Consider the following 22,024-nt stretch of genomic DNA (forward strand, 5'->3'; position numbering starts at 1 on the left):
GGATAGTAAGCTGAGGTTCGATGCGATTTGAATTCTTTATTGCGATGCGGTATCTGCGGGCCAAGCGGCGACAGGCTGTTGTGGGCGTCATCACTGCGATCTCAGTGATCGGCGTCGCGGCTGGGGTGGCTTCGCTGATTATTGCACTCGCGATTACAAATGGGATGCAACGAGACCTGCAGGCGCGGCTGGTGGGCTCGACCTCACATGTGGACCTGATGCGGGTGAAAGCTGATGGCATTCAGAATTGGAGGCCATTGCTGGAGAAGCTGCGGAAGCTGCCGCATGTGACGGCTGCTGCGCCGGGGCTGTATGGGCAGGTGCTGATCTCGCGAGGTGCTCGGAGCGGGGGGGCTTTGATCAAGGGAGTGATTCCTGCGGATGAACGCAAGGTTGGGGATTTATTGCAATCGGTGGCAGAGGGATCGGCTAAGGATTTGGAGCCGGTTGAAGCTACGGAAACTCACGTCCCAGAATCGGGACGTGGGGCACCCAGTTCTGTGGCGGTGCAAGCGATTCCGCCGATTGTGATTGGGAAGGATTTGGCCGAGACGGTTGGCGCGAGTGTCGGAGACGATGTGCTGGTGACGAGCCCACAGGGAGAACTGACGCCGTTGGGGCTGGTGCCGCGCTATCAACGGTTTCAGGTGGTGGGGATCTTCAAGTCGGGGTTCTATCAATACGACATTGGCTATACATTTGTGCGGTTGGCGGATGCGCAGAAGCTTTTCAGCGAACCGGATTTGATCTCGGTGATCAGCTTCAAGGTGGATGATCTTTATCATGCCGACAGGATCGGCAAAGAAATTGAGAAGGCGGCGGGACAGGGATTTGAGACCACGAACTGGATGGAGCTGAATCGCGAACTGTTCCGCGCGCTGAAGCTGGAGCAGTATGTGACGTTCATTGTGCTGGCGCTGATCGTGTGCGTGGCCGCGCTGAATATTCTGATTGCGCTGACCATGATGGTGATGGAGAAGACCAAGGACATTGCCGTGCTGATGAGCTTCGGCGTGCGCGCAGAGCAGGTGCGGCGAATCTTTTTGCTGCAGGGATTGTTGATTTCAGTCATCGGTACAGTCATTGGGTTGGTGTTGGGATATGGCTTGAGTTGGCTGGGTAGCCATTACCACTTGCCTCTCGATGCGTCGGTTTATTCGATCGACTATCTGCCGTTCGCTCCGAGGATCCGGGATGCAGTGGTTGTGGCCTCCGTATCGTTAGGAGTGAGCTTGATTGCTACGCTGTATCCGAGCAGGTCGGCGGCGCGGGTGCTGCCTGCGGAGGCTTTGCGTTATGAGTGAACCACGGTTGAAGTATGCGCAGCTAGTGCCTGATGGCATGGCGAAGATGCACGAACTAGAACATTATCTGAATACCGGATCGGAGCTGGAGGCATCGCTGCTTGGGCTGGTAAGACTGCGCTCCTCGCTCATGAATGGCTGCGAGTATTGCGTCCACGTCCATACTGCTGAACTTCGGAAGTTGAATGAGACGGTGGAGCGGATTGCTACGATTGCGGAGTGGAGAGGTTCAGCAATTTATACGCAGCGGGAACGGTCTGCGCTGACGTGGACCGAGGCGGTGACGAATATTCAGGCGGGCCATGCTCCCGATGCGGTGTACGACGAGGTTCGCGCGCACTTCAGCGATGTGGAGACGGTGAATCTTACGCTGACCATTACAACGATCAACGCGTGGAACCGGCTGGCAATTTCGCTGGGAGCGTATCCCGGCCATGCGGGTACAGAGAAGATGGAGAAATAATGGCGGAATGGGCTGGCGAAATACACGGATCTCTCCACCCCGGCGGCAAAAGCGCCGCTTCCGGTCGAGATGACGTTTTGGGGGGAGAGTCGGAGATCACGCTGGTGCCGTTGCCAGGTGCGACTGAGGCGACAGTGGTCTTGCGGGCCGAGGGGCTGACAAAGAGCTACGCCGCCGTTCCCGGAGCGGCTGGGCGTGGGGAGCTGGAGCTTTTTCGCGGGCTGGATCTGGTGGTTCATGCCGGAGAGATGGTCGCCATCGTTGGGGAGAGTGGCGCAGGCAAGAGTTCCCTGCTGCATTTGCTGGCTGCGCTGGACAGGCCGACGGCTGGAGAAGTCTGGTGCGGGGAGAGTCGCTTGAGTACCTTTTCCGCGGCCCAGGCGGCGGACTTTAGGAATCGGGACGTGGGGTACGTCTGGCAGTTCCACTACCTGCTGCCGGAGTTTACGGCGCTCGAAAATGTAGCTATGCCATTGCTGGCGCGGGGGATGGGGCGTCTTTCCGCTTTGAAGCGGGCGCGGGTCTGGCTGAGCGAGGTCGGACTGGCAGAACGCGTCGAGCATCGCAGCGGCGAGTTGAGCGGGGGGGAGCAGCAGAGAGTGTCGCTGGCGCGGGCGCTGGTGACGGAACCGAAGATTCTTCTGGCCGACGAGCCTACTGGAGACCTCGATGGAAAGACGGCAGAGGCGGTATTTGGGCTGATTCAGGGGCTCCACACTGCCCATGGGCTGACCAGCGTGATTGTCACGCATAGTCTTGAATTTGCAGGTCGTTGCGGGAGAATGCTGAGGTTGCGGGAGGGGCGGCTGGTCGAGGTCAGCGACTGATGCACCAGGTTTGGTGCCTTTTTTACACAGCTTTCATCTAACGGGTAGTGGTTAGACAATGCTAAGTTATTGCATAACTTTTGAGGTATTTCCAGATGTGTTGCGCAGGCGACTACACTGATAGAAGTGGGATGGATGCTTCGCAGTCTGAAGTAGCCTGATTGTCTTTGCGGGCGGTCGCCGCAGAGATGGGTACGGTACCAACGGCGCTATGCGGCCTTCGGGCTCGGTGGTGGCCGGCGTTGAAGGGGAGAACATGTTCGAACGCTATACGGAGAAGGCGCGGAGGGTGATCTTCTTTGCTCGGTACGAGGCCAGCCAGTTCGGGTCGCCTTACATCGAGACAGAGCACCTGTTGCTGGGGTTGCTGCGGGAGGACAAGGCGTTGACGAACCGCTTTTTGCGGTCGCACGCATCGGTTGAATCCATACGCAAGCAGATTGAAGGACATACGACGATTCGAGAGAAGGTTTCGACCTCTGTCGATCTGCCACTTTCAAATGAGTGCAAGCGGGTACTGGCCTACGCGGCGGAAGAGGCCGAGCGGCTGTCACACAAGCACATCGGCACCGAACATCTATTGCTGGGGCTGCTGCGCGAAGAAAAGTGCTTTGCCGCCGAGATTTTGACGGAACGGGGACTCCGGCTGCCAGCGATTCGCGAGGAACTACAGCGGACGACGCAGGAGAAGGTGCCTGCCGCACAAGGTGGCAGCAAGAGCCAGCGCGGCGAGCAGAGTATGTTGGCGGAGTTCTCACGCGACCTTACGCAGTCCGCCATGGACCAGCAACTTGATCCGTTGGTTGGGCGAGACGCCGAGGTCGATCGCGTCATCCAGATCCTATGCCGCCGGACGAAGAACAATCCTGTGTTGATCGGCGAGCCGGGTGTTGGTAAAACCGCCATCGTCGAAGGGCTGGCGCAGAAGATCGCCGATGGCGAAGTGCCCAGCTTCCTCGCAGACAAGCGGGTGCTGGCGCTTGATCTTTCGCTCATCGTGGCTGGAACCAAGTATCGCGGCCAGTTCGAAGAGCGCCTCAAGACCATCATGAAAGAGTTGATGGAGAACCAGAACTCCATCGTCTTCATCGACGAGTTGCACACGCTGGTCGGTGCGGGCTCGGCTGAGGGGTCCCTCGATGCGGCGAATATTTTGAAACCGGCGTTGAGCCGCGGCGAGATTCAGTGCATCGGTGCGACCACTCCTGCTGAGTATCGCAAGTCGATTGAGAAGGACCGCTCGCTGGAGCGGCGTTTTCAAGCTGTGAAGGTGCCACCACCGAACGAAGAAGATGCGATCAAGATCATCATGGGCATCAAGGACAAGTATGAGAAGTTTCATGCTGTCAGCTACACCGATGATGCGATCACCTTCTCCGTCTCGCATTCGAGCCGCTACATTCCTGACCGCTTCCTTCCGGATAAGGCGATTGACCTGATCGACGAGGCCGGCGCGAGAGTAAAGCTGCGACAGACTTCCCTGCCCGAGGAGCTGACCGAGGTACAGAAGCGCATCAAGTTCATCGTGCACCGCATGGAGAACGCCATCGCGAACCACGAGTTCGAGAAGGCGCGTTTCTACTCGGACGAAGAACGTAAGGAGCGCGAGAACCTGCGCACGCTGCGCGACAAGTATCACCTCGACGATTCTTCCGCGGGCATCGTGACTCGCGAAGACATTGAAGATGTTGTTAGCCGATGGACCGGTGTTCCTATCACCTCGCTGAAAGAAGAAGAGACGCAACGGCTGCTGCGCGTCGAAGAAGAGCTGCACAAACGCGTCATATCGCAGGACAAGGCGATCTCGGCGCTGGCTCGAGCGATTCGGCGCTCGCGTGCCGGTCTCAAGAACCCGGCGCGTCCGATTGGCAGCTTTTTGTTCCTTGGGCCTACCGGTGTCGGCAAAACAGAGATGGCGCGTACTCTGGCTCAGTTCCTCTTTGGCTCGGAAAAGGCGTTGATCCGCTTCGATATGTCGGAGTTCATGGAGAAGCATTCCGTGAGCAAGCTGATCGGCTCGCCTCCGGGATATGTCGGCTACGAAGAAGGTGGCCAGCTTACCGAGCGGGTCAAGCGCAATCCGTACTGCGTGGTGTTGCTCGACGAGATCGAGAAGGCTCATCCGGATGTCTTCAACCTGCTGTTGCAGGTCTTTGAGGACGGGCAGTTGACGGACGGCCTTGGCAATACGGTTGACTACAAAAACTGCATCATCATCATGACCTCGAACATCGGCGCGAAGCATCTGCAGAAACGGCAGGGACTTGGCTTCCAGAGCGAGAAAGAAGACATGGTGCTCGACAAGATGGAAGAACTCGTACGGGGAGAGGTGAAGCGCACCTTCAATCCGGAGTTCCTGAACCGTCTCGACGAGATCATCATCTTCACCTCGCTGTCGGATGCTGACCTGATGCAGATTCTCGAACTGCTGGTGCAGCAGCTCAATGTGAACCTGGTGCATAAGGCGATCACGATCTCTGTGACCGATGAGGCCAAGAAGTGGATCATCGAGAAGACTGCATCTGACCGTACCTATGGCGCTCGTCCGCTGCGTCGTGCTCTGCAGAAGTACGTTGAGGATCCGCTGTCGGAGGCCTTAATCGGCGGCGGGATTGCGCAGCGACCTGCGTTCCTCGAGGTCTACATGGAAAACAACTTGCTGTTCTACCGGCCCATTGCGTCGGATGGTGAAGAGAAGATGGCTGGCCTTGCGCTGACCACTGTTTAGTTGGAGATGCAGATGCACGATACGCCCCGGCTTTTTGCCGGGGCGTATCGTTTAAGGTAGAGGAGTTTTGTTCTATGAGTTCGATGGATCGTCGTGAGTTTGCAACTTTGCTGCCAGCGTTGCTGGCTTGTTCGGCAGTGATGCCGGAGTCAGCCGCCGCTCAGGGCAATCTACCAGTGCTTCAATCAGGCGTGTTTCCGCCGGAGCCGCCGAAGGCAGGCGGCGCACAGGAGCGGGTGTCTCGCCATTACGTCACCGGAATGCTGAAGGCTGGCAATCTTCGCTGGAGATGCATGAGACGACGCAGGCCGTGGGTGCTCCGCATGAACCGATTGGAACCCATCTGCACAACGAGCTGTGGCTGGTGCGCGAGGGCACGGTGGAGTTGATGACCAATGGTGTGACCCGCAAGATGGTGGCTGGCGATGTAGGCATCTGCGTCGCAGGGGATAAGCACTTTATCAAGAATGTCGGCGACACAACGGCGATTTACTTTGTGGTGACCGTTGGGCCGCCGGAATAAAAACCCTCCGGCGTTACTGGCGGCTCAACCAGCGCATAAGTCCCTGTGCGGGAAGTTCCGGAGCCATGAAGCGGCTGCTGTCGCCCATGAGAGCGCCAGCGGCCAGCCTGCCGCTGCGGACTGCTCCCTCCATGGTCGCAGGCCACTCCGTTGCGGTCCAGTCGCCTGCGAGGTAGAGGCCGGGCCATTGGGTGGCTTGCTTTGGCCGGAACCTATCGAGACCGGGTGTGACGGAGAAGGTGGCTCGGGCCTCTTTGAGGACTCCGCTCTTGACCAGTTTTGCGGTCTTTGCCGCGGGAAAGAACAGCTCGAACTCTCTAATCGCGGAGGAGAGAATCTCTTCCCTTCCCATCTCCAGTTCGGGCCACGAGGCGCTGATGACCAGCTCGAGATAGCTGCCGCGCTCGGCGGGCCAACGGCGGATGCGCGACTTGGCGAACATCCACTGGATACGCGTGTCAAGGAGCACGGCGTGGTCGATGCCAACAACGTCACGGTCATACCAGAGGTGAACTGTCGTGATGGGAGCGACCATAAATTTGCCGAAATCACCGCCAGGCGCGGAATTTGAGCCGCTAAGGTCAGCGAGCATATTCTTTGTCTGTCTGAAGTCTGTCGCGAGGATGACGGAAGATGCGGTGTAAATCTCGCTACCAGCCTCAACCTGCCAGCGCTTGTCCGGTGTTTGCTGGATGCGGTCGATCCCGGACTTGAGCTTGACGGCGACGCCCTTGCGCTGCGCTAGTTCGGCGATGGGGCTGAAGAACTCGCTCAAAGGGGCTGTTGGGATGCCGAGCCGTCCGGCTGGAGCAGAGCGCAGAAAGGACTCGTGGAAGACTTTGCCGGCGTACTTCACTGAGCAGCGCTCAAAGGTGTCGTTGAGCGCGCCGACGACGACGGGTTCCCAGAAGTGGCGGATGGCACGGTCGGTCTGGCCAGTGCGCTTGAGCCATGAGGCAAAGCTCTCGGAATCGTCAGCCGGATAGCCACGCAAAAAGCGGGCGAGGCCAGCGGCGATTGCGGTCTTATCACGCAACGTCAGCATAGGAGCGCGCAGGAAGCTGATGGCCTGGTGTGCGGGCGCGGGAAGGATGCCGGGTCGCAACAGGCTGCGGCGGCCTCCGGGTTCGAGGAAGGTCAGTTCGTCGTACCAGCGGATGGTGCCCGCGATACCTGCCTGATTGCAGAGGTCAAGGATGTTGGTGCAGCAGCCGAGGACGACGTGTTGCGAATCGATGGTCTCTTCGAGAGCGAGATGCTCGTAGGAGTAGGCGCGGCCGCCAATGTAGGGACGGCGTTCGAGCAGAGTGACCGCTGCGCCCGCGTCGGCTAGCGCCACGGCGGCGGCCAGACCGGCCACACCTGCGCCTGCAACGATCACGTCGTGGCGGGTGGAGTCGCTCATGACGTTACCCGGTTGATCAAGGACATCGCCATGCCCTGGGTAAGAGTCAACAGCTTCGATGAAGTTGGGACGCTGGCACGCTGAGAGAAGACGTCGCTATCGAGCTTGCCGATCCGGGTGAGCAGGCCGTGATAGATGGTGACGAGCACCCAGAGCGCGGCGCGGCTGTCTTTGTCGACCAGAGGTAGCAGCTTATCCGCCGAGGCATAATAAACTTCGGCCTTTGCACCAAGCTGGTAGAGCATAGCGCGATCAGCTGATTCGATGCGAGCGCCATGAGCAAGCGCCTGGATGCGCTCGGTGCTGAGTCCGAATTCATGCAACCAATCCTGTGGCAGATAAACTCGTCCGCGCTCTGCGTCCTCTTTAACGTCGCGAAGGATGTTGGTCAACTGAAATGCGATTCCAGTCTCTTCGGCCAGCTTTTCCGCACGCGGATCGGTGTAGCCGAAGATGCGGATGCAGACCAGGCCGACCACTGAGGCGACGAGATAGCAGTAGCGGTAGAGGTCGTCGAAGGTAGCGAAGGTCTGGACTGCTTCGGCTGCGACCGGCTGGGGCTCAAGGTCCATCGTGGTTCCCTGCACCAGCTCTTCGAGCAGAGTGTCGGGAATGGCAAAGCATTTTTGGGTGTCGTTGAGGGCGAGGAAGACGGGATCGTCGGAGACTCCAGTACGGCGAGCGGTGCGCCACGACTCGACCCAGGCGCTCATGGCCTGCCTGCGCTGCTCGATTGGGAGCGATTCGTCGTCGGAGATATCGTCCGCGCGGCGCATGAAGGCGTAGACGGCGCACATGGCGTCGCTCTTGTGCTGGGGCAGCACACGGAAGGCGTAGTAGAAGTTCTTGGCCTCTCGCCGCGCTATGGTGCGGCAAGCGGCATAGGCTTCGGCAAGGGTCACGTCGTAAGCCCCGCCCTTATCTTGGCGATCAGTGCCCCGGCCAGCAGCCCCAGCTTCTTTACCTTGGAGACGACGGGCCTGCCGCGCAGCACATCGAAGTTTTCTGCCGTGATGCCGTCAAGAATAGCGTCGCCGCCCTTGCGAAAGAGGTCGAGCGTGACTGCGAGCTCCTTGTCGACGTGGGAGCTGATCACGCCGCCGTCATGCAGCATGGCGCGGGTTCCGGCTACAAGGCTCTCGATCATCGCGGCGAACTCCGGGGTGAAGACGCGGCCCTCAATCTGGCCATCTTCCACGCCAAACTGCTCCATCGCCTGCGCAGGAATGTAGCGCCTGCCGCGGTCGGCGTCCTCGGTAACATCCTGCCAGAAGTTGGCCAGTTGCAGCGCTGTGCAGACCTTGTCTGAAAGGAGGGCGAGCGACTCTTCCTGATATCCGCAGACCCACAGCACCAACCGTCCGACCGGGTTGGCGGAGTAGCGGGAGTATTCCAGAAGCTCGTGCCAGGTCTCGTACTCGGTCTTCACCTGGTCCATGCGGAAGGCGTGGAGAAGATCGGAGAATAGCTCACGGGGAACGCCGCACTCGCGCACGGTTTCATGCAAGGCGACAAAGACGGGATGCATGGAGCGCTCGGGCGTCTCGTAGCACTCGTCGAGCATGGAGCCCCAGGCGTTGAGCAGGCGCATGGCGACCTCGGGATCGTCGACCTCGTCGCCAAGATCGTCGGCTACGCGACAATAGGCATAGATACTCTCAAAGTGCGGTCTGATCTTACGCGGCAGAAACCAGGTGGCGACGTGGAAGTTTTCGTAGTGGGTCGTGGCGAGGTGGTGGCACCATGCTTGCGCCTCGGCCAGGGAGGGACGCTCCATCGGAGTGAGGTACTCGGGGGGTGCGCCCAGCAGCGCGTGTTCTGACAGGGTCATCTCGCTCATTTGGGCACCCCGGACGGAAAGACGGCGGTCTTGATTTCACGCGTGCTTCCGCTGCGGTCCATCATGCGGGCGAAGACGGCGGGGACATCGGTAAGCCCGACGCGGCCGGTGATGTAGTCCGCGCACTTGAAACGGTGGCTGGTGACCAGCTCGAACGCGGTACGGCAAGTGGCGGGGGTGTGGTGGAAGCTGGCTTTGAGGGTAATGTCGCCGTAGTGCAGGCGGTTGGTATCGAGTTGCACCTTGGTGCCGCTGGGCGGGCCACCAAAGAAGTTGACGAGACCGCCTTTGCGGACCATGTCGACGGCCCACTCCCAGGTGGTGGGGATGGCTACGGCCTCGATGACGATATCGGCACCGCGGCCTTGGGGGGTAAGGGCGCGCGCTGCTGCGACTACATCGTCTACCGCTGAGATTTGCAGGACGCTGGAGGCCCCGAACAACTTTGCGGCAGCGATCTGGTCTTCGCGCTTGACGACGGCGATGACGTTGACACCGGCAATCTCGGCGACGTGCATGAACATCAGGCCAATGGGGCCTGCACCAATGACAATCATGGTGTCGCCGGATTTGGCTCCGCTCTCCTCGAGGCCGCGAATGACACAGGCCAGAGGCTCGGTGAGCGCGGCGTGCTCGAATGGAACATCGTCGGGGATGAGCAGGGTATTCTTTTCGACGATGCGAGCCGGGACGCGGATGAACTCGGCGTAAGCGCCGTTATTGAACAGGAGGTCTTCGCAGAGGTTCTGTTGGCCGTGGGTGCAGAAGAAACAGGCATCGCAGGGCGCAGAGTTCAAGGCGACGACCCTGTCTCCCTTGCGGAATTTTGTCACGCCGGAGCCGACTTCCTCGACGATACCGGCTAGCTCATGGCCGAAGCGGATCGGCGGCTTCAGCATCCGGGCGTGGTAGCCCCGGCGGTAGACCTTGAGATCGGTACCGCAGGTCAGCGCCGCCGCGACGCGGACAAGCAGCTCTCCCTCTGCCGGGCGCGGGACTGCCACCTTCTCCAATCGCAGGTCCTGCTTACCGTACAACACCGCCGCTGTCATTTCAGCCATGATCCATTCTATTTTCTCATTTCTGAGGCCTATCCTGACATTGCTTAAAGAACTTCTTCAATCGTGCCAAGAAGATGCAATCTTCAAGACCGTCCCTGCATCTGATACATTGAGCCTGATAACCACATGCCCTTCGTCTCCCCAGAGGTCTTCGCCAAAGAAAAGATTGCCGCCGTTCAAGACTACGCGCTGCTCTCGTGGCATGCGGTCTCGAATATGTTCTCGCGTCCGCGGTATTGGCCGGACATCTTCACACAGATGGACTCGATCGGCTTTGGCTCGCTGCCAATCGTCGTGCTCACCGGCTTCTTTACGGGTTGCGTGCTGGCACTGCAATCGGCCACATCGCTGCAGGCGTTTGGCGCAATCAGCATGACCGGCAATCTGGTCGCGCTTTCGATGGTCAAGGAGCTTGGCCCCGTCCTTACGGGACTGATGATCTCCGGGCGGAATGCTTCTGGAATGGCCTCGGAGCTCGGCTCGATGAAGGTGACCGAGCAGATCGATGCCATGCGAGCGCTAGGAACCGATCCGATCCGGAAACTGGTGACGCCGCGGCTTTACGCTACCGTCTTCATGCTCTTTTTTCTCACGATCGTGGCTGACGCCGTTGGGATCGCGGGCGGAGCACTGGTCAGTGTGACGCTGTTGGGATTGAACGCGTCCAGCTACTTCCATACCTCGTACCGCGCGCTGGCCTACGGCGACGTGGTGCAGGGGCTTACTAAGCCGCTCTTTTCAGGGTTCATCATTGCCACGGTCGGCTGCTACTTCGGGCTGAAGACCAAGGGTGGAACCCAGGGTGTTGGCCGCTCGACCACCCAAGCCGTCGTGGTGTCGTCGGTCTTCATCATCATCGTCGACTTTATCGTCAGCCGAGCCATGATCGGCATCTTTGGCCGGTGACCCAGACCATGCCCAAAGACCTCGCCAACGCAGAGCTGTCATCGAACCGGGGCGATGCCGATCCGGCTGGGCCTGTGGTCGCCTATAACGATGTTTCCATCAGCTTCGACGGAAAGCCGGTACTCGAGAAAATCTCCTTTACCGTGCAGCGAGCGGAGACGCGCATCATTTTAGGCCCGGCGGGCTGCGGCAAGTCTGTTTTGATGAAGCTTGCCAACGGGCTGCTCCGCCCGGACTCGGGAACAATCGAGGTGTTTGGGCAGGAGATTACGACAATGTCCGAGAAGGACTTGTTCAAGCTGCGCGCGCGCATCGGCATGGTCTTTCAGGAGTCGGCGCTGTTCGATTCTCTCTCAGTGGAGGACAACGTCGCCTATCGGCTCCACGAAGATGGTGTTCCAGAGGAAGAGGCCCATAAACGCGTGGTCGAAGCGCTGCAGTTTGTCGAACTGGAGCAGGCCATCGCCAAGTTTCCGTCGGAGCTTTCGGGTGGAATGCGCCGTCGTGTCTCCATCGCCCGCGCTATTATCTCCAGCCCGGACCTGATTCTCTATGACTCACCCACCGGCGGCCTCGACCCGATCACATCGACCACCATCATCGAGCTGGTGGTGAAGCAGCGCGATGTCTCGCACACGACCTCGCTGCTGATTACCCATCGGCTGCAAGATGCCTTCGTGCTGGCCAGAAATCGCTTCAACCCGAAGACGGGCAAAATGGAGCTGATTCCCAATAATGGGATCGACGACAGCACCAAATTTCTGGTTCTGAATGAGGGAAAAGTGGTCTTTGACGGCACGACCGAAGCGCTCGTTCACAGCACAGACCCCTGGCTCAAGGAATATATTTCCTGACCGGTCAGCGCTTTCCCTGTTTCCATTCTTCGTACGAGATGCGCGGCACGGTTAAGAAGGAATCCCGCGTTTTGACATACGATCCCAGGCCATTCATGCGCCCCACGGCGTGAAGTTCTTCGGATCGGACGTAGGGGCCAGCGGGATCGACAAATTTGTCTTCGATGTACATGGCGACGACCCTGCCAAGGATAATGCGCGACCTGCCGATCTCCATGGTGGTGTACTCCCTACACTCAAGAGCGGCGTGTGCCTGTTCGATGCGCGGCACTTTTACCACCTGGGAGGGCGCAGTGGTTAATCCTGCCATCTCCAACTCGTTGAACTCGGGGGAAAAATCTGTCGCGCAGATGTTCATCTGGTGAATGAGGTCTTCGGTCACAACATTGACGACAAACTCGCCGGTGCGGCGGATATTCCGCGCCGTATCCTTGGGGACGAAGCCGCCGGTCGGACGGTCGGTCACACCGATTCCTATAATCGGCGGATCGATGCACAGGTAGTTATATGCGCTGAAGGGAGCGGCGTTAAGTCTGCCCTCCTCGTTCATGCTTGTCACCCAAGCGATTGGCCGTGGCGCTACCAGACCGATGAGCAGATTGTAGGTCTGTCGCGCGGTAGCGTCTTCCATATTGATTTTCATTGCCTGCCCCCAATGCTCTCAGGCTACCGCAATGGCTGTGGCGCGGCACACGCGCCTGCGCCGCAACTTCAAAAGCCAAATTTTCAGGTGAGTGGATCGAATATTCTGAAGCTAAGGCTTTGCAGGGCTACCCTGATTGGCCGCGTCTTTCGATGCAGTATCAGGAGGGAGCGTATAGATGACCTCGCCGGGCCGCGTGTAGTGCAGCTCTTCGCGGGCCTGGTGCTCGATCGCATTGGGGTCATTCTGCAAGCGGTCGACGTGCCCCTTCATTAGATCGTTTTCCTGCTGTAGAGTCTGCAATTGCTTGGCCAGCACCTGCGTCTCCTGACGCTTCTGCTGATAGACGGTCAGGCCGTTCTGGCCAAAGATCACATGGTAGGCCATTGCAAGCGCAAGCACCGCAGCGGCGCCGGTAGCAATCTTCCGCCATCCGCCGTGAATTCGCTGGTAAAGGCGCACGACGGTGCTCGACCGTTTTGCCTCTACGCCTGTTGTGCTGGAACGAGCCATATTCTCCTACATCTCAGTACAAATTTGATAGAGAACTCCGTCAAGTGGAAAACCTTCTTCCCGTGCGGATGTACCAAGTTTGTACTGACAACCAGCCTTGCGGCGGATCACAGCAGCGGCATTCACGAATTTCCACGGCAAATCGCCGGAAGGGCAGAACTGGCTGCACGAACCCGGTGCAATCTTGGTATCCTTCTACTAGCTCTTCTTCCGTTGATGCGAATTCTCTTTGCCATCTCGATTCTTTCGTTTCTCGCTCTCATCTGGGCAGCGGTGGCAATTACCCGGCGCATTCGCGCCAGTCACAAGCTCCACAGCGCGCCGAAACCAGCGCAGCCAGAGTTCAGCCAATATCTTTTCGCCGCAGCAGAAGACGCGAACAATCCCCTACCCCATGCTCCTGTACATTCGCCATCGCAGAACCTCTCGGCCAGCAAGCCTGCCAACCAGAGCTATCCCAACTCCTATGACAAGATCACTTCAACCGAACGCGGCTAACGCGAAAGGACCATGCCCATGCAACCCATCACCTCTTCTCACTTTGGCCTGATCGAAGGCGCCAAGCCGCTGCATGAGACACTGCCGGGCCGGGCGGTTCTGGCTGTTGCCGCCACCCTGTTTGTGGCTGCCTGCGCGCATGTGTCGATCCCACTCTTCTTCACGCCAGTCCCGATGACGCTGCAGACGTTCGCCGTCATCCTTATTGGTATGGTCCTTGGGCCGGTCGCAGGCTTCTCGACGATGGTCCTCTATCTCGCCGAAGGCGCTGCGGGACTTCCTGTGTTCAGCTCAGCCGGCCCTGGCGGCATCGCCCATCTGCTTGGCCCCAACGCTGGCTTCCTGTTTGCCTACCCGCTAGCCGCAGCCGCGGCGGGATGGCTGGTGCGCTCCATGCCACGCGCCGTATCGCGCTTCAGCAACGCGGTCATCGCCGGGATCGGCTCCAGCATCATCACCTTCGCCCTTGGCGCAGGCTGGCTGGCACATCTTCTGCACCTCGGCAGCACGGCTACATGGAGCCTTGCCGTCGCCCCGTTCCTCGCGGGCGAGGCCATTAAGATCACTGCTGCCGCTGGAATCTTCAGCTCGATGCAGAGGTGGCGACGCTCTTAGCCCAGTAATTGTGAATTTTCTCGACGTCCTGAACCGGCAATGCCGGGCCGCGTCTCTTATCCCTCTCACTCTCCCAAGGATTACCGAATTATGACTACCACGAACACTGCAATTCAAGAGATCAATATCGCCCACAGCCCTGACTCCGACGACGCCTTCATGTTCTATGGCCTGGCCACCAACAAGATCCGCGTACCCGGCTACAAGTTCAACCACACGCTCACCGATATTGAGACCCTGAACCACCGCGCCATCAACGAGGCCTTCTATGATGTCACCGCCATCTCGTTCCACGCCTATCCCTACCTGCAGGAGAAGTACACCCTGATGGCGTGTGGCGGCAGTGTCGGCGAAGGCTATGGACCGATGATCGTCTCTCCGCGCAAGCTGACGCTCGACGAGGTGAAGAAGACGCGCATCGCCGTTCCCGGAACGCTCACCACGGCGTACCTCGCGCTGAAACTCTTCGCGCCCGAGATCGAGACTGCGGTCGTGCCATTCGACAAGATTATTCCCGCCGTGGTCTCAGGCGAGTTCGACGCGGGCCTCATCATCCACGAGGGACAGTTGACCTATGCCAACGATGGCCTGGTCAAGCTGCTCGATCTTGGCCAGTGGTGGCGCGACGAGACCGGGCTTCCCTTGCCGCTTGGAGGCAATGCCATTCGCCGCTCGTTCAGCCAGGAGACGCTGTTGACCACAACGAACGCCCTGCGCGACAGCATCCAACATGCTCTCGACCATCGCGAAGAGGCGTTGGAATACGCGATGCAGTTCGCACGCGATCTAGACCCCGCGCTGGCCAATCGCTTTGTCGGCATGTACGTCAACGAGCGCACGCTGAACTATGGCGAGGATGGCAAAGTGGCGATCCGCAAGCTGCTGGATATGGGCTTCGACCGCGGCATCATTCCAATTCGCGCGAATGTAGATTTTGTTGGCTAACTGACAGCTTGCAGAGTGAAATCACTCTGCAAGCTGTGTTATCTTAACTAAGTCGATTGATTGCGGCAGACTGATTCCAGGATGTGCCCTTCAATCGCTTCCCCCTCATGCAATTGAGGCCAAATTGGACGCGTAGCTCAGCTGGTAGAGCATTCGACTCTTAATCGACTGGTCGTAGGTTCGATCCCTACCGCGTCCACCATTTCTTCTTTATATTCAATGGTTTATAGCCACAAAGCGAAATCCGCTTCTTGCCTACATCATCCAGTGGCTGTTTTGGTGGCTGTTGCGAGATCTGTGAATCTGGCGGTGTTACGCCTAGATCGCAGAGTGCAATATTGACATGCTGAGGCCTACAGATCGAAGCCAGACCGCCAGCCTCTCATCGAAACACCCAGACAACAAATTTGCCGGCCTCATAGATGAAGCACGTGAACAGGAGCGCGCGAAGGGCCACCCTTTCGCAAAAGGAGCACAGGTCGTCGATCCGTTTCTCAAGTTGCGCGAATTTGCTTTTTGCAGCCAATGGCCTGTTCTCTTCGTTCGCCTTGCCTTCGACCTTACGCGACCGTCACCGTGATCAGTTTGAACGCGATTAACTCGCGGAACAGTTCGCTGACCTTCGCATCCAGCCGGTTCTTTTCAAATTCGATGTAACCAATGTCTCGGAAATTTGTGGGGAAAGTTACGCCGGCTTCCTTGAAGATGATGACGCGGGAGCCGTATAGGGCGCTGGCCGCCCCTAGTTCGAAGATGGCGTTCTCGCTAGGCCGGAAGATGGTTTGGCCATTCAGGTCCTTGAACTCCTCATCAGCCGTGAATATGATGATCGCCGCTCCGCATTCATTCATAGAATCCGCCACCTTTTGCGATATTGGGCGTCCCTTATTCGGCTCATCGACGACCACCTTGTTCGGAATCTTGTACTCAATCAGGAATTTTTCAAGTTGCTCAAGTGGTGTGCGGTTCTTTCCGTGCCCGATGAATATTGCATTCTTGGCAGCTGGCGGTGTTCTCTGTTCTACCTGCGATTGCTGCTGAGAGTCCTCTCCCGTTTGGCTGGCGTTGCCCCTTTCGCCTATGGCCGCCCCGTCTGCTTCGCTCTGCTCGTCCTGTTCGGTCACAGATGGCTCGGAAGCCAACCACTTACCGGTCGTGGCTTGGCGGATTAGCCCGAGGTATTCCGCGTTTTCATAAAAAATAGCAGCGCATCGAGCTGCCTGATCCTTCGAGACGCCGAAGTCCCGCACCAGCGCATTTTGAAAAAACTGCATGTCGGGAACTTTCTTCCCTTTGTAAGAAGCGAAAATGCTTTGAAAGAGTGACGGCATGAACGCTGACCTCAGGAGAGCCTTGTTCTTGCTCCCGTCTGAAGTCGGCGCGACTATGTCTCTCGATAGTTCGGTTAGCGTGATCTTGGATTGGTTGAAGCTTCCGGTCGTAAGTCCGTACTTGATCGATGACGAGAGAAGCATTCTAAAATCCGAGCTCCCAGGGCTCTTCTCAATGGCTATTGCGACGTCAGTGGGGGGCATCGGATTGCCGCTGTTCTTGTTTTCAAGCGCTTGCGCGACGCGAATAGCGGCTTTCAGAGAATGCTTAGGAAATTCAGCACCGCCGCTCGCGACCACGGTATCGTTTTTGTTCAGAGACTTGTTATTCATTTGTCTTCCTTCCATTAATGTCATTAAAACAAGACATTTTTGAATGAAAACTGTCTATGCAAATATCATATACCTGAATGACTCGTGAAGTCTAGGGCTTGCTTTGTCTATCGTTCCCCTCTCGACGCTCAGTCGCTTAGTGAAGGCGTCCGCATACCCGGGGCAAATAAACCTGCGATAAAGCCTTCAATAGGCAGTTTTGTCCTGAACGTCAGTCGTCGTCAGTAATGATTCGATGATTTGAGTCCCCGTCTGGGAGGAACACAGAGCGGATTTCAGCGGCAACCGTCTAGGTCACTCCCATGTTATAAAACCGAATGGCCACGACGTTTACGGGCAGTCGGTTCACATCACTGCTGAATTCTTGAGATATTTGAAAGCGTCGAGGCGTCAGGACATCAAGTGTCGCGAAGCGAACTGGTGACCAGAGCAAGAGGGCCGCAGGGGTGCAATCAAGGAGCATTCGGCGGTTGAATGAACTTAGATCGGACTAGGTATGCCAGTGTTCTCACCAGGTCAGATTGGTGACAATTCGGCTTGGGGGAAGTGATCTCGGCGACAGCACTTCCGCGTTTAGCATGACGTGAGCCGCTAGCAGAATATCGTCTTGAAGTATAAGGCCGCGCATCCTTCATGAACTTTGACGCGTTTTGCACGATGAACCATCAGAACTGGGCGAAATGTCTGGGTTATGACTAGTCTGTTCAGGACGAGTCCCGGAAGCCCACAGAACAGCGCGGAAAGCAGTGGGGGAACTTGTGGGCGGTTCACCTAAATCGGCTCTTATCTCCCACACTAAAAGAGACCAGAGCACATCGTGGCGCTCTTTCGTCTTGTGTGGATTCGAGGCGGCGATCTCATCGCAGAAGTCGTGTAGCGCCTTAATGACACCTCTTGAGCCAATTAAGTGGAGATTGTTAATCGCGCTAGCAAAACGGATTTGTGCCTCGGACGATGGAGTTTCCCCTACTATTCCGCTACATGCCCCAATGAATTCTTCATAGTAGGCTAACTTCTTTGCTCGCCAGAGCGCTTCGCGTTCCTTTTGCTTGGTGAGAAATATGGCGCCTGCAGATGCAATGATCGCAGCCAGTGCAGAAAATTATTGCGGTGAGCATACCTACCCTCCTTTCACAGCGAAGGATAGCAGGCTGTGCGTTCTTGAAAAGAGCATCAGACGCAGTAGAGGTTAGTTCCTCATGAGTTGTTTATAGCCAATGATCCATTGCTAACGGTAGGCGGGTTTATGAGGATTCGATCAGGGCGGCTCGCCAGCCGATCACGTCTATCAAATGTGTTTCATCGCTGTACTTCTCCAACAAGACCATGCAGGACTTTCAAGAAATCTTCTGGATCGGGGCGGGATGGACGCTTCTCTACATAAGGCACATAAGATGCGGAATCTGGGCCCCAGTCGAAATAGATGCCCGCTTTGGGTTCTGTGAGTGCAGCGGCCAACTCATTCGTGATGGTCAATGTCTGCGAAAAAAGCCGGATTTGGTTTGCATCACCGAGCAATCGAGCAAATACCTCAAGTTGATATTGCCCAGCAGTGAATTCAAACGAATGGGCATCGTGCGGCGTCAAGAAATGATGGTTAGCCTCAACTCCTGCTTCGCCGACGAAAAGACCGCTTCCACGTACCAGATGGTCGTTCCCGTAGACCCAGATGTTGAAATTTTGCCGTGTCTCGCTCCGTGAGAGAGCGACATGAAGACTTTCAATGATGCGGCCACGCTTAGAGGTTGCAAACAGAAGAGTACGCAAGAAGACTTTGGGCAACGCACGTTTGAATTCCGACTTTGGAGTGTCTGGGCCAAAGAAGATTACTGTCGGCTGAGTCATCTTTACCGTGCCACGTCGGAAAAGCGTAAGCCAGGCTGTGGTCACAGACAGTACGAGTGACACTATAGCGATGATCGTCGTAAAAGCGGAAGGTGGCATATTGGGGTCGTGAGTCAGCCGAAGTCAACAGTATAAGCCGTGGAAGCTGGGACTATCGCGCGCGCCAATTTTGCTTACTGCATTTCAACTCACGATTCGCTCGGGATGGTCGCAGCGAGCATACTTCCGTAGGTCCGCCATCGGAATTAGGACGCGGCCCCCGATCCTCCGCGTAGGCAGTCGCTTCGACGCCACGAGATAGTCCAGCGCACGTTGGCTGATGGAAAGAAGCTGCGCGGCCTCTTCGCGGCTCACCAGCAGCTTGTCTTCAGTCGCCACAGTAGCGCGTTGCGGAGGTTTCCGGCGATGAACTTCAAATTGCGAACCAGCGTCTTCCCGTATTAATGACTTGCCTGTCCCTCTGTCGAAGTCAATGACATGCTCTGCCGCCATAGCTCAACCTCCCATTCCAAAGCTTTCATAGCCGTTCTCGAACTCATCCCACAAGCCTGAGTGCTCTATTTCGAGACCTCACAGCGTATCCATTCTTTAAAGGCTCAATCCGTACCCTATACTCACCTCGACTTCATGCTTCGGCGTCACAACCTTCGGCTCAGCTAAGCCAACAGCTTGTTCCGGCTTGTAGGCACTGTGGTGCGAAACATCCTGTCCTAACGCCTTTGGCAACTTTTCTAGACTGTCCGTAAATATCTGCGCGTCAAATTGGCCCCGCGAAATCGACACATAGGCCATGCGGCTGTTGAGCAGGTCTTTCGCAGCAAGCTCCGTGTCTACGTTCACCAACACACGCTCCGCAGTCTGGCCTTGGCTTGAGTAACTCGTTACGGCGTATCCGTGGTCAAGATGAGGGTGGCGTTGCGGATTCAAATCGACTCCGCGCTCATCATCCAACCGCAACCGCATCGCTCCATCCCGCCCGATGCTCTCTACAGTCCCCAAGTCACGATTGGCAATCTTCAGTTCTTGACTAGGCGCTGTGAACTGAATGCGATCACCAACCGAGAATTTCTTTTCTTGTTCTCGATAGACCGAGACGCCGCTCTGACGCCGAGGGTCGTAGGAAACCTGTTCCGCGTTTGCGCGCACGACGGTAAGTTTGTTCTCCTGCGGATTCACAGCAAGGACGCGAGTGTATTCGCCCTTCTCGATGCCGGTCTCCTTCGATGTGCGCGAGTACCGCAAGATGTCATCAACCTTGTACTGCTGTGCCCAACTGCGGTCCGCACCTGTCATCTCCTGACGCTGCACGAGCGTCCGCACGGAATGCTCTTGCCTCTTCACAAGTCCACGCGATTGCAGCTCGTCATGTATCCGCTGATTGATCTCGCTACGGGAATGATTGTCGGGCGAAACGACGAGTGTGCCGCTGGGAGACTTGGCGTACTCCGTCGCAATTGCAGCAATACGTTCATCGTGTCCTTTCACTTGGTGCACTCGGCCCTGCTGGTCAAGACTCTCGACGGCTGCACCTACTTGCCCGCGTGCCAACTGTTCGACTACCTGCTTCAATTCCGGATCGCGCTGCCGAACGATGTCATTCAACGTGGCCGTTCGCATCCCTGCTTCCTGGAGCTGTGCGAACGGACGGCCCGCCTCCACGGCCTCATGTTGGCGACTGTCTCCTACCAACAGCACCCGATCATTCCGATGAAGACGCTCGATGAAGTCGTGCATCTGACGCGTGGACGCAAGCGAGGATTCATCGAGTACATATAAGCGCCTCTCTCCAATGTCGGGCTGCGTCCCTTTCGCAAGGTGGTGCTGCAGAGTCGAGGTCTCCATGCCGGCTTCAGCAAGCTTATTGGCCGCGCGAGAAGTCGGCGCGAATCCTTCCACCCTGTAGCCCTGTGCCTCGGCACCCTCGCGGACAACGGCTAGCGTCGTTGTCTTACCTGCACCGGCAACACCATCCAAGCCCGTAATCTTCTCGCGACTCAGGAATATCTCATCAACCGCTTGGCGTTGCGAGCGATTCAACTCAGGATGGCGATCCTCTGTCCATATGCGCAACTGCGGCGAAACCAACATTGGATCGTCATAACCGCGCTGATTGCCGCGCTGCATGTTACTGATGATTTCCCGCTCCATCCGCATCATTTCAGCGGTCGTATATTGTGGCGCTGCTCGCCCATCTGACCGGGCGATAGCTCGGAACTCGCCCCTCATCACCCGCTGCTCAAACTCCTGGCGCACTTGGCTGTGAGAGACCTGTCCCATGCTGCGGTCTAGTGCCGCTTGCAGGATCGAGCGTTCGTCCTGAACAGCAGAGCGTTCAAAGACATGATTGCGTGAATACGTCACCGACTGTTGCGCCGTCTTCTCCGACTGCACTTCATGTCGCTGGGCGTGTGCCTTTGCGACGACAAGATCTGCCTGATGGCCGAACCGCGCGGCGAGGTCACGGTGTTGTTGCAACACTTCTTCGGGCGAATGAAGCTCCTTGCTGTCTCGGGTGCGATGCGCAGCAACCTGTGCCGCGCCTGCGCCCTCTCTACCGATCTCTTGGAGGTGTTCCTTGATCTGCACACGACGCGGACTCGATGCCTCCAGATACTCTTGCGAATAACCCTTGATCTCGGGCTGGCCATGCTTCCCGCGTTCGATCTCATATCCGAGGCCTTGTAGCTTCATCGCAAGCTCGGAGCGGTACACGGTTGTTGCATACTGTTGCGACTGGAAGAGACTGCGCTCTTGCAATGCGCGCGTCTCCCCATTGTCACGCTCGGTTACATTGAAAACGACCGCGTGAGTATGGAGCTGTGGCGCGGCATAGCCATCCACAGGACGCGCGGTGTCATGCTCAAAGGTCGCGGCGACGAACTTGCCCGTTGTCTCCGGCGCATGGACATTACCAATGCGCGCCTGTGTATACCGCTCCAACTCATGCAATGCCACGCGAACACTTTCGCGATGCGCTTCACGCACATGATTATCACCACCCACAAGGGCCGTAAGAGAAACGGACTTGGGAGCGGAGAACGTTGCATCCCACCCTGCACGATGCTCTGAACTAGTGATCTGTTTGCCGTAGCGATTGTCATAGGTCTTGGCTGGCTGATGCTTGACGAGCTGCGCATCGTTCGCTGGGTGCCGTCCTTCGCTCAAGCGAGCAAACTCTTCAGGCCCTACGTCGCCACGTAAGCCCCACTCCTTCGCGAGACTTCCTTGCCACTCGCTATGCCCTTGCTGATCGCGGCTCCAATAGCTCTGTCGTTCGGACGTGAACTCGCGTGCGTGATACGTCCGTGCTTGTCCAGCAGATAGCGATTTAGAGATCGTCAACATACCTCGGCCCTTGAGACAGCAGCTAGTTACTGTCTTGATTCACAT

20 protein-coding genes and 1 tRNA gene are annotated in these 22,024 nt (G+C 57.4%); 11 read left to right on the forward strand and 10 right to left on the reverse strand.

The genetic code is table 11. The features are described 5' to 3' along the window. Positions 1-20 precede the first annotated feature (20 nt). The 5 genes from GSQ81_RS08255 to GSQ81_RS08275 all read left to right on the forward strand — a co-directional run bounded on the left by GSQ81_RS08255 (position 21) and on the right by GSQ81_RS08275 (position 5,845). Complete coding sequence (locus GSQ81_RS08255) at positions 21-1,304, forward strand: ABC transporter permease (RefSeq protein ID WP_158910305.1); 1,284 nt, start codon at positions 21-23, stop codon at positions 1,302-1,304. Then, complete coding sequence (locus GSQ81_RS08260; RefSeq protein ID WP_158910306.1) at positions 1,297-1,767, forward strand: carboxymuconolactone decarboxylase family protein; 471 nt, start codon at positions 1,297-1,299, stop codon at positions 1,765-1,767. Before GSQ81_RS08255 ends, GSQ81_RS08260 begins: the two co-directional genes overlap by 8 nt. Next, complete coding sequence (locus GSQ81_RS08265; protein ID WP_158910307.1) at positions 1,767-2,594, forward strand: ABC transporter ATP-binding protein; 828 nt, start codon at positions 1,767-1,769, stop codon at positions 2,592-2,594. Before GSQ81_RS08260 ends, GSQ81_RS08265 begins: the two co-directional genes overlap by 1 nt. 256 nt (positions 2,595-2,850) lie before the next feature. Next, positions 2,851-5,322, forward strand: a complete 2,472-nt coding sequence (locus tag GSQ81_RS08270; protein ID WP_158910308.1) for an ATP-dependent Clp protease ATP-binding subunit — start codon at positions 2,851-2,853, stop codon at positions 5,320-5,322. Positions 5,323-5,449: 127 nt separating this feature from the next. Next, positions 5,450-5,845: a cupin domain-containing protein gene (locus tag GSQ81_RS08275; RefSeq protein WP_254060083.1), complete on the forward strand. Its 396-nt coding sequence runs from the start codon at positions 5,450-5,452 to the stop codon at positions 5,843-5,845. A gap of 13 nt (positions 5,846-5,858) precedes the next feature. Here the strand turns inward: GSQ81_RS08275 and hpnE are convergent, their stop codons facing one another. From hpnE to GSQ81_RS08295, 4 genes are read right to left on the reverse strand one after another with little or no spacing between them, the layout of a single operon-like run. Continuing rightward, positions 5,859-7,250: a hydroxysqualene dehydroxylase HpnE gene (gene hpnE, locus GSQ81_RS08280; RefSeq protein ID WP_158910309.1), complete on the reverse strand. Its 1,392-nt coding sequence runs from the start codon at positions 7,248-7,250 to the stop codon at positions 5,859-5,861. Then, on the reverse strand, positions 7,247-8,152 hold the full coding sequence (locus GSQ81_RS08285; protein ID WP_158910310.1) for a phytoene/squalene synthase family protein: 906 nt from the start codon (positions 8,150-8,152) through the stop codon (positions 7,247-7,249). Before GSQ81_RS08285 ends, hpnE begins: the two co-directional genes overlap by 4 nt. After that, positions 8,149-9,081, reverse strand: coding sequence for a squalene synthase HpnC (hpnC, locus tag GSQ81_RS08290; RefSeq protein ID WP_371715229.1), 933 nt, complete (start codon positions 9,079-9,081; stop codon positions 8,149-8,151). Before hpnC ends, GSQ81_RS08285 begins: the two co-directional genes overlap by 4 nt. A gap of 5 nt (positions 9,082-9,086) precedes the next feature. Further along, positions 9,087-10,142, reverse strand: coding sequence for a zinc-binding dehydrogenase (locus GSQ81_RS08295; RefSeq protein WP_158912125.1), 1,056 nt, complete (start codon positions 10,140-10,142; stop codon positions 9,087-9,089). 135 nt (positions 10,143-10,277) lie between these two features. Here GSQ81_RS08295 and GSQ81_RS08300 point away from each other — a divergent pair, with 135 nt between their 5' ends. Further along, positions 10,278-11,057 (forward strand): ABC transporter permease, encoded by a 780-nt coding sequence (locus tag GSQ81_RS08300; protein ID WP_158910312.1) that lies wholly within the window; start codon positions 10,278-10,280, stop codon positions 11,055-11,057. 8 nt (positions 11,058-11,065) lie between these two features. Beyond that, complete coding sequence (locus GSQ81_RS08305) at positions 11,066-11,911, forward strand: ABC transporter ATP-binding protein (RefSeq protein WP_158910313.1); 846 nt, start codon at positions 11,066-11,068, stop codon at positions 11,909-11,911. A gap of 4 nt (positions 11,912-11,915) precedes the next feature. Here the strand turns inward: GSQ81_RS08305 and GSQ81_RS08310 are convergent, their stop codons facing one another. After that, entirely contained in the window at positions 11,916-12,542 is a 627-nt protein-coding gene (locus GSQ81_RS08310; RefSeq protein WP_254060084.1) for a flavin reductase family protein, read from the reverse strand. Positions 12,543-12,665: 123 nt separating this feature from the next. Continuing rightward, positions 12,666-13,067: a septum formation initiator family protein gene (locus tag GSQ81_RS08315; protein ID WP_158910315.1), complete on the reverse strand. Its 402-nt coding sequence runs from the start codon at positions 13,065-13,067 to the stop codon at positions 12,666-12,668. Positions 13,068-13,283: 216 nt separating this feature from the next. On the opposite strand from GSQ81_RS08315, the gene GSQ81_RS08320 reads away from it, so the two are divergent. The 4 genes from GSQ81_RS08320 to GSQ81_RS08335 all read left to right on the forward strand — a co-directional run bounded on the left by GSQ81_RS08320 (position 13,284) and on the right by GSQ81_RS08335 (position 15,327). Continuing rightward, positions 13,284-13,565, forward strand: a complete 282-nt coding sequence (locus GSQ81_RS08320; protein ID WP_158910316.1) for a hypothetical protein — start codon at positions 13,284-13,286, stop codon at positions 13,563-13,565. Positions 13,566-13,577: 12 nt separating this feature from the next. Further along, positions 13,578-14,180, forward strand: coding sequence for a biotin transporter BioY (locus tag GSQ81_RS08325; RefSeq protein WP_254060085.1), 603 nt, complete (start codon positions 13,578-13,580; stop codon positions 14,178-14,180). A gap of 90 nt (positions 14,181-14,270) precedes the next feature. Further along, a complete protein-coding gene (locus GSQ81_RS08330) occupies positions 14,271-15,125 on the forward strand; it encodes an MqnA/MqnD/SBP family protein (protein ID WP_158910317.1) in 855 nt (284 codons plus the stop codon). A gap of 126 nt (positions 15,126-15,251) precedes the next feature. Then, a tRNA-Lys gene (locus GSQ81_RS08335) sits at positions 15,252-15,327 on the forward strand. A 358-nt stretch (positions 15,328-15,685) separates the two neighbouring features. On the opposite strand, the gene GSQ81_RS08340 is transcribed toward GSQ81_RS08335, so the two are convergent. The 4 genes from GSQ81_RS08340 to mobF all read right to left on the reverse strand — a co-directional run bounded on the left by GSQ81_RS08340 (position 15,686) and on the right by mobF (position 21,979). Continuing rightward, positions 15,686-16,789 (reverse strand): TIR domain-containing protein, encoded by a 1,104-nt coding sequence (locus GSQ81_RS08340; protein WP_158910318.1) that lies wholly within the window; start codon positions 16,787-16,789, stop codon positions 15,686-15,688. 1,299 nt (positions 16,790-18,088) lie between these two features. After that, positions 18,089-18,634, reverse strand: a complete 546-nt coding sequence (locus GSQ81_RS08345; protein ID WP_158910320.1) for a hypothetical protein — start codon at positions 18,632-18,634, stop codon at positions 18,089-18,091. Positions 18,635-18,817: 183 nt separating this feature from the next. Further along, positions 18,818-19,126: a helix-turn-helix domain-containing protein gene (locus GSQ81_RS08350; RefSeq protein WP_158910321.1), complete on the reverse strand. Its 309-nt coding sequence runs from the start codon at positions 19,124-19,126 to the stop codon at positions 18,818-18,820. A gap of 96 nt (positions 19,127-19,222) precedes the next feature. Beyond that, the gene (mobF, locus tag GSQ81_RS08355; RefSeq protein WP_158910323.1) at positions 19,223-21,979 is read right to left on the reverse strand and encodes a MobF family relaxase; all 2,757 of its coding nucleotides are present in this window, start codon (positions 21,977-21,979) and stop codon (positions 19,223-19,225) included. Positions 21,980-22,024 lie beyond the last annotated feature (45 nt).

The sequence above is a fragment of the Granulicella sp. L56 genome (assembly GCF_009765835.1).
In the GTDB taxonomy this organism is placed as follows: Bacteria; Acidobacteriota; Terriglobia; order Terriglobales; family Acidobacteriaceae; genus Edaphobacter.

What these genes read in the sequence shown, in the direction of transcription:
- GSQ81_RS08255 (WP_158910305.1), top strand. Translation starts at nt 21, where the DNA reads ATGCGATTTGAATTCTTTATTGCGATGCGGTATCTGCGGGCCAAGCGG.
- GSQ81_RS08260 (WP_158910306.1), top strand. Translation starts at nt 1,297, where the DNA reads ATGAGTGAACCACGGTTGAAGTATGCGCAGCTAGTGCCTGATGGCATG.
- GSQ81_RS08265 (WP_158910307.1), top strand. Translation starts at nt 1,767, where the DNA reads ATGGCGGAATGGGCTGGCGAAATACACGGATCTCTCCACCCCGGCGGC.
- GSQ81_RS08270 (WP_158910308.1), top strand. Translation starts at nt 2,851, where the DNA reads ATGTTCGAACGCTATACGGAGAAGGCGCGGAGGGTGATCTTCTTTGCT.
- hpnE (WP_158910309.1), bottom strand. Translation starts at nt 7,250, where the DNA reads ATGAGCGACTCCACCCGCCACGACGTGATCGTTGCAGGCGCAGGTGTG.
- hpnC (WP_371715229.1), bottom strand. Translation starts at nt 9,081, where the DNA reads ATGACCCTGTCAGAACACGCGCTGCTGGGCGCACCCCCCGAGTACCTC.
- GSQ81_RS08295 (WP_158912125.1), bottom strand. Translation starts at nt 10,142, where the DNA reads ATGACAGCGGCGGTGTTGTACGGTAAGCAGGACCTGCGATTGGAGAAG.
- GSQ81_RS08300 (WP_158910312.1), top strand. Translation starts at nt 10,278, where the DNA reads ATGCCCTTCGTCTCCCCAGAGGTCTTCGCCAAAGAAAAGATTGCCGCC.
- GSQ81_RS08305 (WP_158910313.1), top strand. Translation starts at nt 11,066, where the DNA reads ATGCCCAAAGACCTCGCCAACGCAGAGCTGTCATCGAACCGGGGCGAT.
- GSQ81_RS08310 (WP_254060084.1), bottom strand. Translation starts at nt 12,542, where the DNA reads ATGGAAGACGCTACCGCGCGACAGACCTACAATCTGCTCATCGGTCTG.
- GSQ81_RS08315 (WP_158910315.1), bottom strand. Translation starts at nt 13,067, where the DNA reads ATGGCTCGTTCCAGCACAACAGGCGTAGAGGCAAAACGGTCGAGCACC.
- GSQ81_RS08320 (WP_158910316.1), top strand. Translation starts at nt 13,284, where the DNA reads ATGCGAATTCTCTTTGCCATCTCGATTCTTTCGTTTCTCGCTCTCATC.
- GSQ81_RS08325 (WP_254060085.1), top strand. Translation starts at nt 13,578, where the DNA reads ATGCCCATGCAACCCATCACCTCTTCTCACTTTGGCCTGATCGAAGGC.
- GSQ81_RS08330 (WP_158910317.1), top strand. Translation starts at nt 14,271, where the DNA reads ATGACTACCACGAACACTGCAATTCAAGAGATCAATATCGCCCACAGC.
- GSQ81_RS08340 (WP_158910318.1), bottom strand. Translation starts at nt 16,789, where the DNA reads ATGAATAACAAGTCTCTGAACAAAAACGATACCGTGGTCGCGAGCGGC.
- GSQ81_RS08345 (WP_158910320.1), bottom strand. Translation starts at nt 18,634, where the DNA reads ATGACTCAGCCGACAGTAATCTTCTTTGGCCCAGACACTCCAAAGTCG.
- GSQ81_RS08350 (WP_158910321.1), bottom strand. Translation starts at nt 19,126, where the DNA reads ATGGCGGCAGAGCATGTCATTGACTTCGACAGAGGGACAGGCAAGTCA.
- mobF (WP_158910323.1), bottom strand. Translation starts at nt 21,979, where the DNA reads ATGTTGACGATCTCTAAATCGCTATCTGCTGGACAAGCACGGACGTAT.